Genomic DNA, 13370 nt, shown 5'->3' with positions numbered 1-13370 from the left:
TGTTCCGGTGGGCTCAGTCGAGCCCGGCGCCCCTGCCCCGCATTTTCTTGACGGCGCCGCGTTTCTTTTTGGTCTCGAGGCGCCGCTTCTTCGATGCGAGCGTTGGCCTCGTCGCCTTGCGGGGTTTCGGCTTTTCAAATGCTTTGCGTAGCAGCTCCAGGAGCCTGTTCAGAGCATCTTCGCGGTTGCGTTCGCGGGTCCGGAAACGGTCCGCCTGCAGGACGATCTCCCCGCCCTGGGTCAGCCGGCTTCCCGCCAGCGTCGCAGCGCGTGTCTTCACGTCCTCCGGCAGGGTCGTGTTGCCGTCCAGATCGAAGCGCAGCTGAACCGCGGTCGACACCTTGTTGACGTTCTGACCGCCCGGCCCGGACGCCCGGATGAAGTCCTCGTGCAGGTCGTCAGGCAGAATATAGAAACGCCCGGTCACCGGGATGCGTTGCTTCTGGCCAGGGTCCTGCTCGTGATCGGTCATGACGCCGTCTTCTGTTTCGGCCAGTCGAGCCCGAGCCCGTTCAGGATCAGGCTGCAGACGGCGTTTTCCGCTTCGGTAAAAAATTCCGGATCTTCCAATCCCGTTCCCGTCAATGCGCGGATCTGGCTGTCGAAGTCCGCATAGTGCTGGGTCGTCGCCCAGATCGTGAAAATCAGATGCACGGGCGTGATCTTGCGGATCTTGCCGGCTTCGATCCACTGCTCGATGACCTTTGATTTTTCGGAAACCAGGTTTTTCAGGTCTTTTTCCAGAACGTCCTTGATCTGCGGCGCACCCTGCATCACCTCATTTGCAAAAAGTTTCGAGGCTTCAGGCCTTTCTGCCGACATTTTCATCTTTTGCCTGATGTAGGCCGCAAGCTCGGTTGCCGGTTCGCCTTGCGGATCAAGGGTCCGCAGCGGGGCGAGCCAAACGTCGAGAATATGCTCTAAGACCGCTTCATAAACCGCTGTTTTTGAAGAGAAATAATAAAGCATGTTCGACTTGGACATTCCGGCTGCCGTGGAGATCTTGTCGATGGTTGCGCCGGAATATCCGAAGCGGGAAAATTCACCCAGAGCGGCCTCGATAATCCGGCTGCGGTTCATTTCCTGAATGCGGCTGAGACGAACCGGCTTATCCGATTTGCGTCGCTTGTTCATGCCCCTGCCCCTTTGCCGTTCGGATGAATTCCGACACCGGCAAGAATGATGCCGACAACCGTTTTCTTTGCCGTTTCGAATTGCTCGTCGCTCAAGGGCTTTCCCGCATTCAATGTTTCGATCTGGTGGTTGAAGTCGGCGTAGTGCTGGGTCGTCGCCCAGATCATGTAAAGCAGTGTCCGCGGATCGACGGGCGCCATCCTGCCTTCCCCGATCCAGCGCTTAATGACGGCGATCCGGCTTTCGGTCCATTCGTCCAGCGTTGTTTCGAGGTAGTCCTGGATCACCGGCGCCTTGTGCAGGATTTCATTGGCCCAGACCTTGGATCCCATCGGATGGCGGCGGGAGATATCCATCTTGGCGTTGATATAACTGGTGAGGGCCACTTCCGGATCGTCGCAGTCGTCAAAGGTGTTGGCTGCATCAAGCCAGATCTGAAAAATGTTTTCCACCACCTGACGATATAGGGATTCCTTCGTGGGGAAATAATAATGCAGATTGGCTTTCGGGATCCCTGCCCGATCCGCGATCTGGCCGGTGGTTGCGCCCTTGAAACCGTGCTCTGCAAACACGGCTTCGGCCGCCTCGAGAATGAGGCGTTCGTTTTCGGCGCGGGCCGCGGTTCGACTGGTCTGTTTCTGCAAGGGCTTCACGTGATCACAAATTCATCATGCCGATTGAATTCTCATCTTGACCGATTGGTCAAGTCTTCATAACGTTGATTTGACCGTTTGGTCAGGTTTGTATTTCTTCTACTTCCGTAGCAACGGGGGGCGGGAGCGGCAAGACTGGCTGATTTGCGGTCTTTAGACAATAAGCCGGAGAAACCGGTCTATCGCGTGAATACAAAAGCCACCCGGTCCAGAGAAAGCAGTATTCCCGGAGCAGCGGCGACAAACTGTCCGGAGATACGAAAAACGGGAACGGCCCGGGTGGATTTCCCGCATGGCTGATGCGAACGTGCTTTTTGATCCGGCGCGTTCCTGAGGTGCGTGCCGGTGATTTACCCGGTGCCCATGGCGCCAGCAACGTCGCCGTCCGGGGACAACGGACGGCAAGGAGGACACATGTCGAAGTCGGCATCCACCGCAGCCCCGGTATCGGGCACAAACAATCTCGAAGCCTTCTGGATGCCGTTTACGGCAAACCGGCAGTTCAAGAAGAACCCGCGCATGTTCGTCGGGGCCAAGGACATGCACTACACCACCGGCGACGGCCGGCAGGTGCTGGACGGAACCGCGGGCCTGTGGTGCTGCAACGCGGGCCATGGCCGACCGAAGATCGTGGAAGCCGTCCAGAACCAGGTCGCCGAGCTGGACTATGCGCCGGCATTCCAGATGGGTCATCCGAAGGCCTTCGAACTGGCGGCCCGTCTGGCGGCCCTGATGCCGGCGCCGCTCGACCACGTCTTTTTCACCAATTCCGGTTCCGAAAGCGTCGACACGGCGCTGAAGATCGCGCTGGCCTACCAGCGCGCCATCGGCCAGGGAACCCGCACCCGGCTGATCGGCCGCGAACGCGGTTATCACGGGGTTGGCTTCGGCGGCATTTCCGTCGGAGGCATCGTCGCCAACCGGCGCACCTTCGGCACCATGCTGACCGGTGTCGACCACCTGCCCCATACCCATGACATCTCCCGCAACGCCTTCACGCGCGGCGAGCCGGACCATGGCGCGGAATATGCCGAGGAACTGATCCGGATCATCCAGCTCCACGATCCCTCGACCATCGCCGCCGTCATCGTCGAGCCGGTTGCCGGGTCCACCGGCGTGCTGATCCCGCCCAAGGGCTATCTGAAGCGCCTGCGCGACATCTGCGACCAGCACGGTATTCTTTTGATCTTCGACGAGGTCATCACCGGCTTCGGCCGGCTGGGCACTCCGTTCGCCACCGACTTCTTCGGCGTGACCCCGGATCTGGTCACCACCGCCAAGGGCATCACCTCCGGCGTGATCCCGATGGGTGCGGTCTTCTGTACCTCCGATATCTACCAGGCGTTCATGACCGGTCCGGAACACATGATCGAGCTGTTCCACGGCTATACCTACTCGGCCCATCCGATCGCTTGCGCGGCGGCGCTCGCGACCCTCGACACCTATGAAGAGGAAGGCCTGCTGACCCGGGCAGCGGAACTCTCCCAGTACTGGGAAGATGCGCTGCATTCACTCAGGGACTGCCCGCACGTGATCGATATCCGCAATCTCGGTCTCATCGGCGCGATCGAGCTGGAACCGATTGCGGGCGAGCCGACCAAGCGCGCCTTCTCGGCTTTCCTGAAAGCCTATGAGGACGGCCTGATGATCCGCACCACCGGCGACATCATCGCGCTGTCTCCGCCGCTGATCATTTCCAAGGATCAGATCGACGAGTTGTTCTCGATCCTGCGCTCCGTCCTCAACGCCATCGACTAAAAGCACCAGAAAGAAAACAAAATGGAACGCATCAACAATGCCATCGGCGGCAGGGAGGTCGCCTCCAACTCAGGACGTGTGGCTGCCGTCTACAATCCGGCAACCGGCGAACAGTCCGCTGAGCTCGGCCTTTCCAGTGCCGCGGAAGTGGCGGAGGCCATCGCGGTCGCCAAGGCTGCGTTCCCCGAGTGGCGGGACACCCCGCCGCTCAAGCGGGCCCGGATGATGTTCAAGTTCAAGGAACTGCTTACGGCCAATGCGGACAGGATCGCCAGGGCGATCTCCAAGGAACACGGCAAGACCCACGACGATGCGCTCGGCGAAGTGGCGCGCGGCATCGAGGTGGTGGAATACGCCTGCGGCATTCCTTCCCTGCTTAAGGGTGAATTCGCCCGCAACGTCGGACCGGCCATCGACAGCTATTCCGACCGCCAGCCGCTCGGCGTGGTCGCCGGGATCACGCCGTTCAACTTCCCGGCCATGGTGCCGCTGTGGATGTATCCGATCTCGGTTGCCTGCGGAAACACCTTCATCCTGAAGCCGTCCGAGCGCGATCCGTCCGCGGTGATGGTCGTTTACGAGCTTTTCAAGGAAGCAGGCTTTCCCGATGGTGTCCTGAACGTGGTTCACGGCGACAAGGAAGCCGTGGACGTGCTCCTGACCCACCCGGACGTGAAGGCCGTCTCCTTCGTCGGCTCCACGCCGATTGCCGAATACGTCTATTCGACGGGGACTGCCCACGGCAAGCGGGTCCAGGCGCTCGGCGGCGCCAAGAACCACATGATCGTCATGCCGGACGCCGACATGGACCAGGCCGCTGATGCCCTGATGGGTGCCGGCTACGGCTCCGCCGGCGAGCGCTGCATGGCGGTATCCGTCGCCGTGCCGATCGGCGAGAAGACCGCCGACAAGCTGGTCGAAAAGCTTATCCCGCGGGTCCAGGCCCTGAAGATTGGCCCTGCCACCGACAGCGATGCGGAAATGGGCCCGGTCGTGACCGAGCAGCATATGCGCAAGGTGCTCGGTTACATCGACCAGGGCGAAAAGGAAGGCGCCGAGCTTCTCGTGGACGGTCGCGGCTTTTCCCTGCAGGGCTACGAGAACGGTTACTTCGTCGGCGGCACGCTGTTCGACCGCGTGACGAAGGACATGACCATCTACAAGGAAGAGATCTTCGGGCCGGTGTTGTCGGTCGTCCGGGCATCCGGTTACGAGGAAGCGCTCTCCCTGATCAACGACCACGAATACGGCAATGGCACCGCTATCTTCACCCGCGATGGTGATGCCGCCCGCGCCTTTGCCGACCGGATCGAGGTCGGAATGGTCGGCATCAACGTGCCGATCCCGGTGCCGGTCGCCTATTTCTCCTTCGGCGGCTGGAAGCGGTCGCTGTTCGGCGATCATTCGATCTACGGTCCGGAAGGCGTTCGCTTCAACACGCGGCTGAAAACCGTGACCACTCGTTGGCCCGCCGGCATCAAGGAAGGCGCGGTCTACACATTCCCGAGCATGGACTGACAAGGACCGACCATGACGCGACCGCAGGCAACGTCTGAACTTCTTCTTGAGGACGAAAGCGTCCGGGTGACCCGGTTCGATTTCGCCCCAGGAGCGGAAACCGGATGGCACAAGCACGGGATGGACTACGTCATCACCGCGGTGACGGACTGTCCCATGCTTCTGGAAGAGCCGGGCGGCAGCCGTGAGTCCATGGTGCCTGCGGGCATGGCCTACAAGCGCGCGATCGGCGTTGAACACAATGTCATCAACAACGGGGACAAGCCGATGTCCTTCGTGGAAATCGAACTCAAGAAGGGGATCTGAAAAATGGCAGCTCCGGGTGAAAACCTGCGTATCAACGCCGAACGGCTGTGGGACAGCCTGATGGAAATGGCCAAGATCGGCCCGGGCGTTGCAGGCGGCAACAACCGCCAGACCCTGACCGATGCCGACAGCGAAGGCCGCAAGCTGTTCCAGAAGTGGTGCGAGGACGCCGGCATGACCATGGCCGTCGACACCATGGGCAACATGTTCATGACCCGGCCGGGAACCGATCCGGATGCCCTGCCCGTCTATATGGGCTCGCACCTGGACACCCAGCCGACCGGTGGCAAGTATGACGGCGTGCTCGGCGTGCTCGGCGCGCTCGAGGTTGCCCGTTCCATGAACGATCTCGGAATAAAGACCAAACACCCGATTGTCATCGCCAACTGGACCAACGAGGAAGGCACCCGCTTCGCGCCGGCCATGCTCGCCTCCGGCGTCTTTGCCGGAGTCCACACTCAGGACTGGGCCTATGACCGACAGGATGCGGAAGGCAAGACCTTCGGCGACGAGCTGAAGCGCGTCGGCTGGGTCGGTGACGAAGAAGTTGGAGCCCGCAAGGACAAGATGCACGCCATGTTCGAACTGCACATCGAACAGGGCCCGATCCTGGAAGCCGAAGGCAAGGACATCGGCGTCGTCACCCACGGCCAGGGCCTGTCCTGGATCCAGGTGACCGTGACCGGCAAGGATGCCCATACCGGTTCCACGCCCATGCCCATGCGCAAGAACGCCGGTCTCGGCATGGCGCGGATCCTGGAACTGGTCGACGAGATCGCCTGGTCGCACAAGCCGCATGCGGTAGGCGCTGCCGGTCACATCGACGTCTATCCGAATTCGCGCAACGTGATCCCGGGCAAGGTGGTTTTCACCGTCGACTTCCGCTCGCCGGACCTTGCCGTCATCCAGGACATGGAAAAGCGCCTGCAGGAAGGCGCGAAGAAGATCTGCGACGACATGGGGCTCGGCGTCGAGTTCGAAAAGGTCGGCGGCTTCGATCCGGTGACCTTCGACGAGGGCTGCGTGACCGCCATCCGCAACGCGGCGGAACGGCTCGGCTACTCGCACCGGGACATCATTTCCGGCGCCGGTCATGACGCCTGCTGGATCAACAAGGTCGCCCCGACCGCCATGGTCATGTGCCCCTGCGTCGACGGACTCTCCCACAACGAAGCGGAAGAGATCACCAAGGACTGGGCCAAGGCCGGAGCGGACGTGCTGTTCCACGCGGTCGTCGAAACGGCGGAGATCGTGGAGTGACGAAAAGCCGGAATTGGTCAGAAAGCATGTCCGTAAATGACATTCTCGGTTTTCGACCGGCTGAAGGACCATTTCCGACGCCACTCGTCGAGCGGTGTGAAGCAGCGATGTCCACGCCGCTCAAGGACCTCGATGCGGGTCAGTTCTGCCTGCTGATCAACCAGGACGCCGGTCGTGAGTATGTGCTGCCATTGGCCATCGACATCTTGCGGGAAAACCCGTTGGTCGAAGCGTCCAATTATCGGGGCGATCTGCTTGCAGCCTGTCTTCGTCTGGACCCAGCGTTCTGGGCAGAGCATCGGGACATGTGGATGGATCTGTTTCAAATTCTGGAGGAATTGAAGAGCACGATTGAGGACCTGAAGCCGGACTGGGATCATTTTGTTGGCTTCCTGGGAGCCGGAAATGGGGAGTTCGTCGAGTGAGGGACGATCTGTTTGGACCCATTTCCTTTGCCAACGGCGGTCGTTGGGTGCCATTGGCCAGCAAGGAAGATGATCCGGACATTTTGACCCTTCATATGGTCATGGATCTGGTCATGTGCCTTCGCGGCACCAGGCCAAATCGAAACCTCGGGATGGCAGATGAATATATCTGGGCCGGCGAATGGGAATTGGCTGTCGGTGAAATAGATGCGGTGATCGGACAGGAAGCAGGTGAACTGACCGAGTTGGAAGCAGAGGCGCTCAGGCGAGTAAAGGTTTGGGTGATGAATGATTGAAGGCCGATGCAGTACGGATCGGCTCCGTCCTCTCCATAGTCATCCCGGACGAACGCAGTGAGATCCGGGACCGGAGAGCCAGGGACCTTCGCGAGGAACAACAGGAGAAAAAACAAACTTGTCTGCATGGGTCTATATCCTGGCCGCGAAACCGTATGAAACGCTCTACACGGGCGTGACGACTGATTTGCCGCGACGGATATATGAACACCGCCATGATCTGGTTCCCGGTTTCACATCGAAATACGGGATCAAGAGCCTGGTCTGGTACCAGGAGCATGTAGACATGCAGGCGGCGATCCTGCGGGAAAAACAGATCAAACGCTGGAGACGGCAATGGAAATTCGATCTGATTGAAAAGATGAACCCGGATTGGCGGGATCTGTATGAGGAATTGAACCGGTAAGGATAGGCAGGGGCTCGCCGGTCCCGGATCTCGCGATGCTCGTCCGGGAAGACGATGGAGAAGTGAAAATCATGCCTCTCCATCGTCATCCCGGCCGCCGGCGAAGCCGGAGAGCCGGGACCGGGGAGCCACAATTGTAGTTTTGGATGTACCAAGCCTGGGAATGAACCGAGCCGAGCGACACAATCGGAAGCGGACAGCGTAACAACAAAGGGGAACAGCAATGGCATCGAAGGTGATCAAGGGCGGAACGATTGTCACCGCCGACCTGACCTACACGGCGGATGTGAAGATCGAGGGCGGCAGGATTGTCGAGATCGGCCCGAACCTCTCCGGTGACGAGACGCTGGATGCGACCGGCTGTTACGTCATGCCGGGCGGGATCGATCCGCACACCCACCTGGAAATGCCCTTCATGGGCACCTATTCCTCCGACAATTTCGACAGCGGCACCCGTGCGGCCCTTGCCGGCGGCACCACCATGGTGGTCGACTTCGCCCTGCCCTCGCCCGAGCAGTCGCTGCTGGAAGCGCTGCAGATGTGGGACAACAAGTCGACCATGGCCCATTGCGACTATTCCTTCCACATGGCGATCACCTGGTGGGGCGAGCGGGTCTTCAACGAAATGGAGACCGTGGTCCGCGAGCGGGGCATCAACACCTTCAAGCACTTCATGGCCTACAAGGGTGCGCTGATGGTGCAGGACGACGAAATGTTCGCCTCGTTCCAGCGCTGTGCCGAGCTGGGTGCCATGCCGCTGGTCCATGCGGAAAACGGCGATGTGGTCGCCGATCTGTCCGCCAAGCTTCTGGCGGAAGGCAACAACGGGCCGGAAGCCCATGCCTATTCCCGCCCGCCGCAGGTGGAAGGCGAAGCCACCAACCGGGCCATCATGATCGCCGACATGGCGGGCGTGCCGCTCTACGTGGTCCATACCTCCTGCGAGGAATCCCATGAAGCCATCCGCCGCGCCCGCCAGCAGGGCAAGCGCGTTTATGGCGAACCGCTGATCCAGCACCTGACCCTCGATGACAGCGAATACAGAAACCCGGACTGGGATCATGCCGCGCGCCGGGTGATGTCCCCCCCGTTCCGGGACAAGAAGCATCAGGATTCGCTCTGGGCCGGCCTGCAATCGGGATCGCTTTCGTGTGTCGCTACCGACCACTGCGCCTTTACCACCGAACAGAAGCGTTACGGCGTCGGCGACTTTACCAAGATCCCGAACGGCACCGGCGGTCTGGAAGACCGTCTGCCGATGCTGTGGACCCATGGCGTGAACACCGGCCGGCTGACGCCGAATGAATTCGTAGCCGTCACCTCTACCAATATTGCGAAAATCCTGAACATCTATCCGAAGAAGGGCGCGATCCTGGTCGGCGCGGATGCGGATATCATCGTGTGGGATCCGGAAAAGGAAAAGACCATTTCCGCGGCCAACCAGGAATCGGCGATCGACTACAACGTTTTCGAAGGCCAGCAGGTCAAGGGCCTGCCGCGCTACACGCTGACCCGCGGCCGGGTCGCGGTGGACGACGGCAAGGTGATCCCGCAGCAGGGTCACGGCGAGTTCGTCAAGCGCGAGCCGTTCCAGGCGGTCAACAAGGCGTTGTCCACCTGGAAGGAACTGACTGCGCCGCGCAAGGTGGAACGCACCGGCATTCCGGCCACCGGCGTTTAAAGGACCGAAAACAAGGTCTCCCGCGCCACGTTCTACAGGATCCGGCGCGGGGTGACCGTGACAATTGCCGGCAAACCGGCCAAAAAAGACAAGACCAACCTTCAGGGACACCGGGACAGACATGAACCAGGCGGCCACGGCAGCAGCGGACGCATCCGCAAAAACGGTCATCGACATCGAAAAGCTGTCGCTTACCTTCCAGACCAACGACGGCCCGGTGCACGCGCTGTCGGAGATCGACCTGAAGATCGAGGAAGGCGATTTCGTCTCCTTCATCGGACCGAGCGGTTGCGGCAAGACCACCCTGCTTCGCGTGATCGCGGATCTGGAACAGCCGACTGCCGGATCGATTTCCGTAAACGGCCTATCGCCCCACGAAGCCCGGCTGAAGCGCGCTTATGGCTATGTGTTCCAGGCGGCAGCCCTTTATCCGTGGCGCACGATCGCTGGAAACATTGCCCTGCCTTTGGAGATCATGGGGCTGTCAAAGGCCGAGCAACAGCAGCGCATCGCCCGGAACATGGAACTGGTGAACCTTTCCGGTTTCGAGAAGAAATTCCCCTGGCAGCTTTCCGGCGGCATGCAGCAGCGCGCCTCGATCGCCCGCGCGCTTTCCGTCGAGCCGGACCTGCTCCTGATGGACGAACCCTTCGGCGCATTGGATGAAATCGTCCGCGACCACCTGAACGAACAACTCCTGCAACTATGGGCCAAGACCAACAAGACGGTGGTGTTCGTCACCCACTCCATCCCCGAAGCCGTGTTTCTGTCGACCAAGATCGTGGTGCTTTGCCCGCGTCCAGGCCGGATCTACGACGTCATCGAAAGCGACCTGCCGCGCGATCGCACTCTGGACGTCCGCGAAACGCCGGAGTTTCTGAAGATTGCTCATAGGGTCCGTGAAGGCCTGCGCGCGGGGCATTCCTACGATGACTGATGCAATCGACTCCCGTCCCCGTAACCTGTCTCCCTTTGCCGGCCTGATGCGCGGCACGGCCGGGCCCGTCATCGTCGTCGTCGCCGTGATCTTCGCGATCTGGTATCTGTCGGCGGTCCTTCTGAACACGCCGTTTCAGGAGGGCATTTATGAGCGCGCCGGTCAGACGGATGTGCCGTTGTCCCAATTGATTACGGATACGCTTGCGCAGGAGCGACCCGTTTTGCCGGCGCCCCATCAGGTGGTCGAAGAAATCTACAACACCACGGTCCTGAAGAAGATCACCTCCAAGCGCTCTCTGATCTTTCATACCGGGATCACCTTGTCCTCGACCATGCTCGGCTTCGTCATCGGGACGGTGCTGGGCATTCTGCTTGCCATCGGCATCGTACATTCCAGGGTGCTCGACAAAAGCCTGATGCCCTGGGTGATTTCCTCGCAGACCATCCCGATCCTGGCGATCGCACCGATGATCATCGTGGTGCTGAATGCGGTCGGTATCTCCGGTCTGTTGCCCAAGGCGATGATTTCCACCTATCTGTCGTTCTTCCCCGTGACCGTCGGCATGGTGAAGGGTCTCCGATCGCCGGAAATCATCCATCTGGACCTGATGCACACCTATAGCGCCTCGAAGGTGCAGACTTTCTGGAAACTGCGCTTTCCTTACGCGGTTCCCTATCTCTTCACCTCCATGAAGATCGGCATCGCCGCGTCGCTGGTCGGCGCCATCGTCGGCGAACTGCCGACCGGGGCGATCGCGGGACTGGGTGCCCGCCTGCTGGCCGGATCCTATTACGGCCAGACGGTGCAGATCTGGTCCGCCCTGATCATGGCCGCGCTTCTCGCGGGCGCCCTTGTCGGCATTGTCGGCATGATTGAAAAACTGACCCTGAAACGTATGGGAATGGCGCAATGACGGCTGTATCCGCAAAAAACGAGCGCAAGAGCCGCTTCGACATGCCGGCCGTCCTTGCCTGGGGCATCGTCTTGCTGGTGGTCATTGGCCTGTTCAGCCCCGTCTTCAAGCCGGATATCAGCGTTCTGGAAGTGCCGCGGCTGGCCGTTACGCTTTCGATCCTCGCAATCGCCGGGGTTCGCTACGAACTCGGGTTCATGCGCAATTGGATCGGGGATCTGATCCTGGGGCTGGTCGCCGCCATTGCCGCCTATCTGCTGCTCGGAACGATAGAACATCATGCCGGTCAGGCCGGCCTCGGCTACTGGGCGCTGGTCGCGGCCACCTGGGCCGCAGCCTGGCTCTTTGTCGAGCGGCTTGCGTCCTGGAAAAGCACGACGCCTTTTCTGAACCGACTGATCAACCTTGCGATCCCGGCCCTGTTCGGCATAACGATCCTGGTTCTCTGGCAGGCGATCGTGACCGGTTTCGCGATCCCGAAGGTCCTGCTTCCGGCGCCTTCGGAAATCTGGCTGCGGTTGACCACATCCGGATCGATTCTTTGGGCGGATTTCCGACAGACCTTCCTGAAGGCCGTGCTGTTCGGCTATTTCGCCGGCTGTGCTTCCGGATTCCTGATCGCGATCCTGGTCGACCGTGTTCCGTTCCTGCGCCGGGGACTTCTACCCATCGGCAATCTGGTGTCCGCGCTGCCGATCGTCGGAGTCGCACCGATCATGGTGATGTGGTTCGGTTTCGACTGGCCGTCCAAGGCAGCGGTCGTTATCATCATGACCTTCTTCCCGATGCTGGTGAACACGGTCTCCGGACTGGCCGCGTCCGATGCCATGCAGCGCGACCTGATGCGCACTTATGCCGCCGGATACTGGCAGACGCTGTTCAAGCTGCGCCTGCCGATGGCCATGCCGTTCATCTTCAACGCGCTAAAGATCAATTCCACGCTCGCCCTGATCGGCGCCATTGTCGCGGAATTCTTCGGCACGCCGATCGTCGGCATGGGCTTCCGGATCTCAACGGAGGTCGGCCGGATGAACGTGGATATGGTCTGGGCCGAAATCGCCGTTGCCGCCCTTGCCGGGTCGGTGTTCTACGGCGTGGTCGCCCTCATCGAGCGGGCCGTCACCTTCTGGCACCCCTCGGTCCGCGGCTGACGTAAAAACAGGGCAAACGCCAGCCTCATCAGCATGCCAAGGCTTGACCCTGGCATGCGCGACGTTTCATGTCTTAACCGACCTGTTTTTCACGAGGATCTTTCATGAAACCCGGCCGCGATATATCCGTTCTCATCGACATCATGGCCGCGCTCAGGACGCCTGAAACCGGCTGTCCCTGGGACCTGGAGCAGGATTTTTCCACAATTGCTCCTTATACGCTGGAAGAGGCCTATGAGGTAGCCGAAGCGATCCGGCGGAACGATCTGGACAACCTGCGTGAGGAACTGGGTGATCTGCTGCTGCAGGTCGTCTATCACGCCCGCATGGCGGAAGAAGACAAGCTGTTCGATTTCGCCGACGTGGTCGAGGGCATCACCAAGAAGATGATCCGCCGTCATCCGCATGTCTTCGGCGACGAGGATGCGCGCTCGGCCGGCATGGCCAAGGGCATGTGGGAGCGGATCAAGGCGGAGGAAAAGGCCGAACGTAAGGCGCGTCGCGATGCCCTCGGGCTTCCGGAAGAGGAAAAGGGGTTCCTCGACGATGTGCCCGCCGCCTTCCCTGCCCTGGTCGAGGCGGACAAGCTGCAGCGGCGGGCGTCCCGGGTCGGGTTCGATTGGGGCGCTCCGGGGCCGGTGCTTGCCAAGATCAAGGAAGAGATCGAGGAACTGGAACGGGAAATCCTCTCCGACGGCGACACCACCCTGGAAATGGAAGACGAGTTGGGCGACGTGCTGTTTGCCGTCGCCAATCTGGCCCGCCATCTCGACATCGATCCGGAAGCCGCGCTCAGGCGCACCAACGGCAAGTTCCGCCGACGCTTTGCAGCCATCGAAGCCGCTGCGGACGAGCGCCGAACGACGCTTGAGCAAATGACGCTGGAAGAAATGGAAGAGATCTGGCAGGCAGCCAAAGGGAAATAGCGG

Annotated in this window: 15 protein-coding genes; 12 read left to right on the top strand and 3 right to left on the bottom strand. The window is 60.6% G+C overall.

Features of this window, described 5'->3' with window-relative positions; translation table 11 throughout:
- Nucleotides 1-13: 13 nt before the first annotated feature.
- From arfB to ACN0SO_RS03910, 3 genes are read right to left on the bottom strand one after another with little or no spacing between them, the layout of a single operon-like run.
- Nucleotides 14-472 carry an alternative ribosome rescue aminoacyl-tRNA hydrolase ArfB gene (gene arfB, locus ACN0SO_RS03920; protein WP_417674711.1) on the bottom strand — a complete coding sequence of 153 codons (459 nt, stop codon included), beginning with the start codon at nt 470-472 and terminating at the stop codon, nt 14-16.
- Entirely contained in the window at nt 469-1134 is a 666-nt protein-coding gene (locus ACN0SO_RS03915; RefSeq protein ID WP_417674709.1) for a TetR family transcriptional regulator C-terminal domain-containing protein, read from the bottom strand. The genes arfB and ACN0SO_RS03915 overlap by 4 nt, the downstream gene beginning before the upstream one ends.
- Nucleotides 1131-1778, bottom strand: coding sequence for a TetR family transcriptional regulator C-terminal domain-containing protein (locus tag ACN0SO_RS03910; RefSeq protein ID WP_417674707.1), 648 nt, complete (start codon nt 1776-1778; stop codon nt 1131-1133). The genes ACN0SO_RS03915 and ACN0SO_RS03910 overlap by 4 nt, the downstream gene beginning before the upstream one ends.
- A 423-nt stretch (nt 1779-2201) precedes the next feature.
- Here ACN0SO_RS03910 and ACN0SO_RS03905 point away from each other — a divergent pair, with 423 nt between their 5' ends.
- From ACN0SO_RS03905 to mazG, 12 genes are all read left to right on the top strand, one after another.
- Nucleotides 2202-3545: an aspartate aminotransferase family protein gene (locus ACN0SO_RS03905; RefSeq protein ID WP_417674705.1), complete on the top strand. Its 1344-nt coding sequence runs from the start codon at nt 2202-2204 to the stop codon at nt 3543-3545.
- Between the two features lie 21 nt (nt 3546-3566).
- Nucleotides 3567-5063 carry a CoA-acylating methylmalonate-semialdehyde dehydrogenase gene (locus ACN0SO_RS03900; RefSeq protein ID WP_417674703.1) on the top strand — a complete coding sequence of 499 codons (1497 nt, stop codon included), beginning with the start codon at nt 3567-3569 and terminating at the stop codon, nt 5061-5063.
- 12 nt (nt 5064-5075) lie between these two features.
- Entirely contained in the window at nt 5076-5369 is a 294-nt protein-coding gene (locus ACN0SO_RS03895; RefSeq protein WP_417674701.1) for a cupin domain-containing protein, read from the top strand.
- A gap of 3 nt (nt 5370-5372) precedes the next feature.
- Nucleotides 5373-6629, top strand: coding sequence for a Zn-dependent hydrolase (locus ACN0SO_RS03890; RefSeq protein WP_417674699.1), 1257 nt, complete (start codon nt 5373-5375; stop codon nt 6627-6629).
- Nucleotides 6630-6655: 26 nt separating this feature from the next.
- Nucleotides 6656-7054 carry a contact-dependent growth inhibition system immunity protein gene (locus tag ACN0SO_RS03885; RefSeq protein WP_417675046.1) on the top strand — a complete coding sequence of 133 codons (399 nt, stop codon included), beginning with the start codon at nt 6656-6658 and terminating at the stop codon, nt 7052-7054.
- Nucleotides 7051-7350, top strand: a complete 300-nt coding sequence (locus ACN0SO_RS03880) for a hypothetical protein (protein WP_417674697.1) — start codon at nt 7051-7053, stop codon at nt 7348-7350. The genes ACN0SO_RS03885 and ACN0SO_RS03880 overlap by 4 nt, the downstream gene beginning before the upstream one ends.
- A 118-nt stretch (nt 7351-7468) precedes the next feature.
- The gene (locus ACN0SO_RS03875) at nt 7469-7756 is read left to right on the top strand and encodes a GIY-YIG nuclease family protein (RefSeq protein ID WP_417674695.1); all 288 of its coding nucleotides are present in this window, start codon (nt 7469-7471) and stop codon (nt 7754-7756) included.
- Between the two features lie 223 nt (nt 7757-7979).
- Nucleotides 7980-9437 (top strand): dihydropyrimidinase, encoded by a 1458-nt coding sequence (hydA, locus tag ACN0SO_RS03870; RefSeq protein WP_417674693.1) that lies wholly within the window; start codon nt 7980-7982, stop codon nt 9435-9437.
- Between the two features lie 121 nt (nt 9438-9558).
- On the top strand, nt 9559-10374 hold the full coding sequence (locus ACN0SO_RS03865) for an ABC transporter ATP-binding protein (RefSeq protein WP_417674691.1): 816 nt from the start codon (nt 9559-9561) through the stop codon (nt 10372-10374).
- Nucleotides 10367-11290, top strand: a complete 924-nt coding sequence (locus ACN0SO_RS03860; protein WP_417674689.1) for an ABC transporter permease — start codon at nt 10367-10369, stop codon at nt 11288-11290. The genes ACN0SO_RS03865 and ACN0SO_RS03860 overlap by 8 nt, the downstream gene beginning before the upstream one ends.
- Nucleotides 11287-12441 (top strand): ABC transporter permease, encoded by a 1155-nt coding sequence (locus ACN0SO_RS03855; protein WP_417674687.1) that lies wholly within the window; start codon nt 11287-11289, stop codon nt 12439-12441. Before ACN0SO_RS03860 ends, ACN0SO_RS03855 begins: the two co-directional genes overlap by 4 nt.
- Nucleotides 12442-12545: 104 nt before the next feature.
- Entirely contained in the window at nt 12546-13367 is an 822-nt protein-coding gene (gene mazG / locus ACN0SO_RS03850) for a nucleoside triphosphate pyrophosphohydrolase (protein ID WP_417674685.1), read from the top strand.
- Nucleotides 13368-13370: the final 3 nt, after the last annotated feature.

It is taken from the genome of Roseibium sp. (assembly GCF_048260565.1).
Lineage (GTDB): Bacteria > Pseudomonadota > Alphaproteobacteria > Rhizobiales > Stappiaceae > Roseibium.
This window is presented reverse-complemented; position numbering and strand designations above follow the sequence as displayed.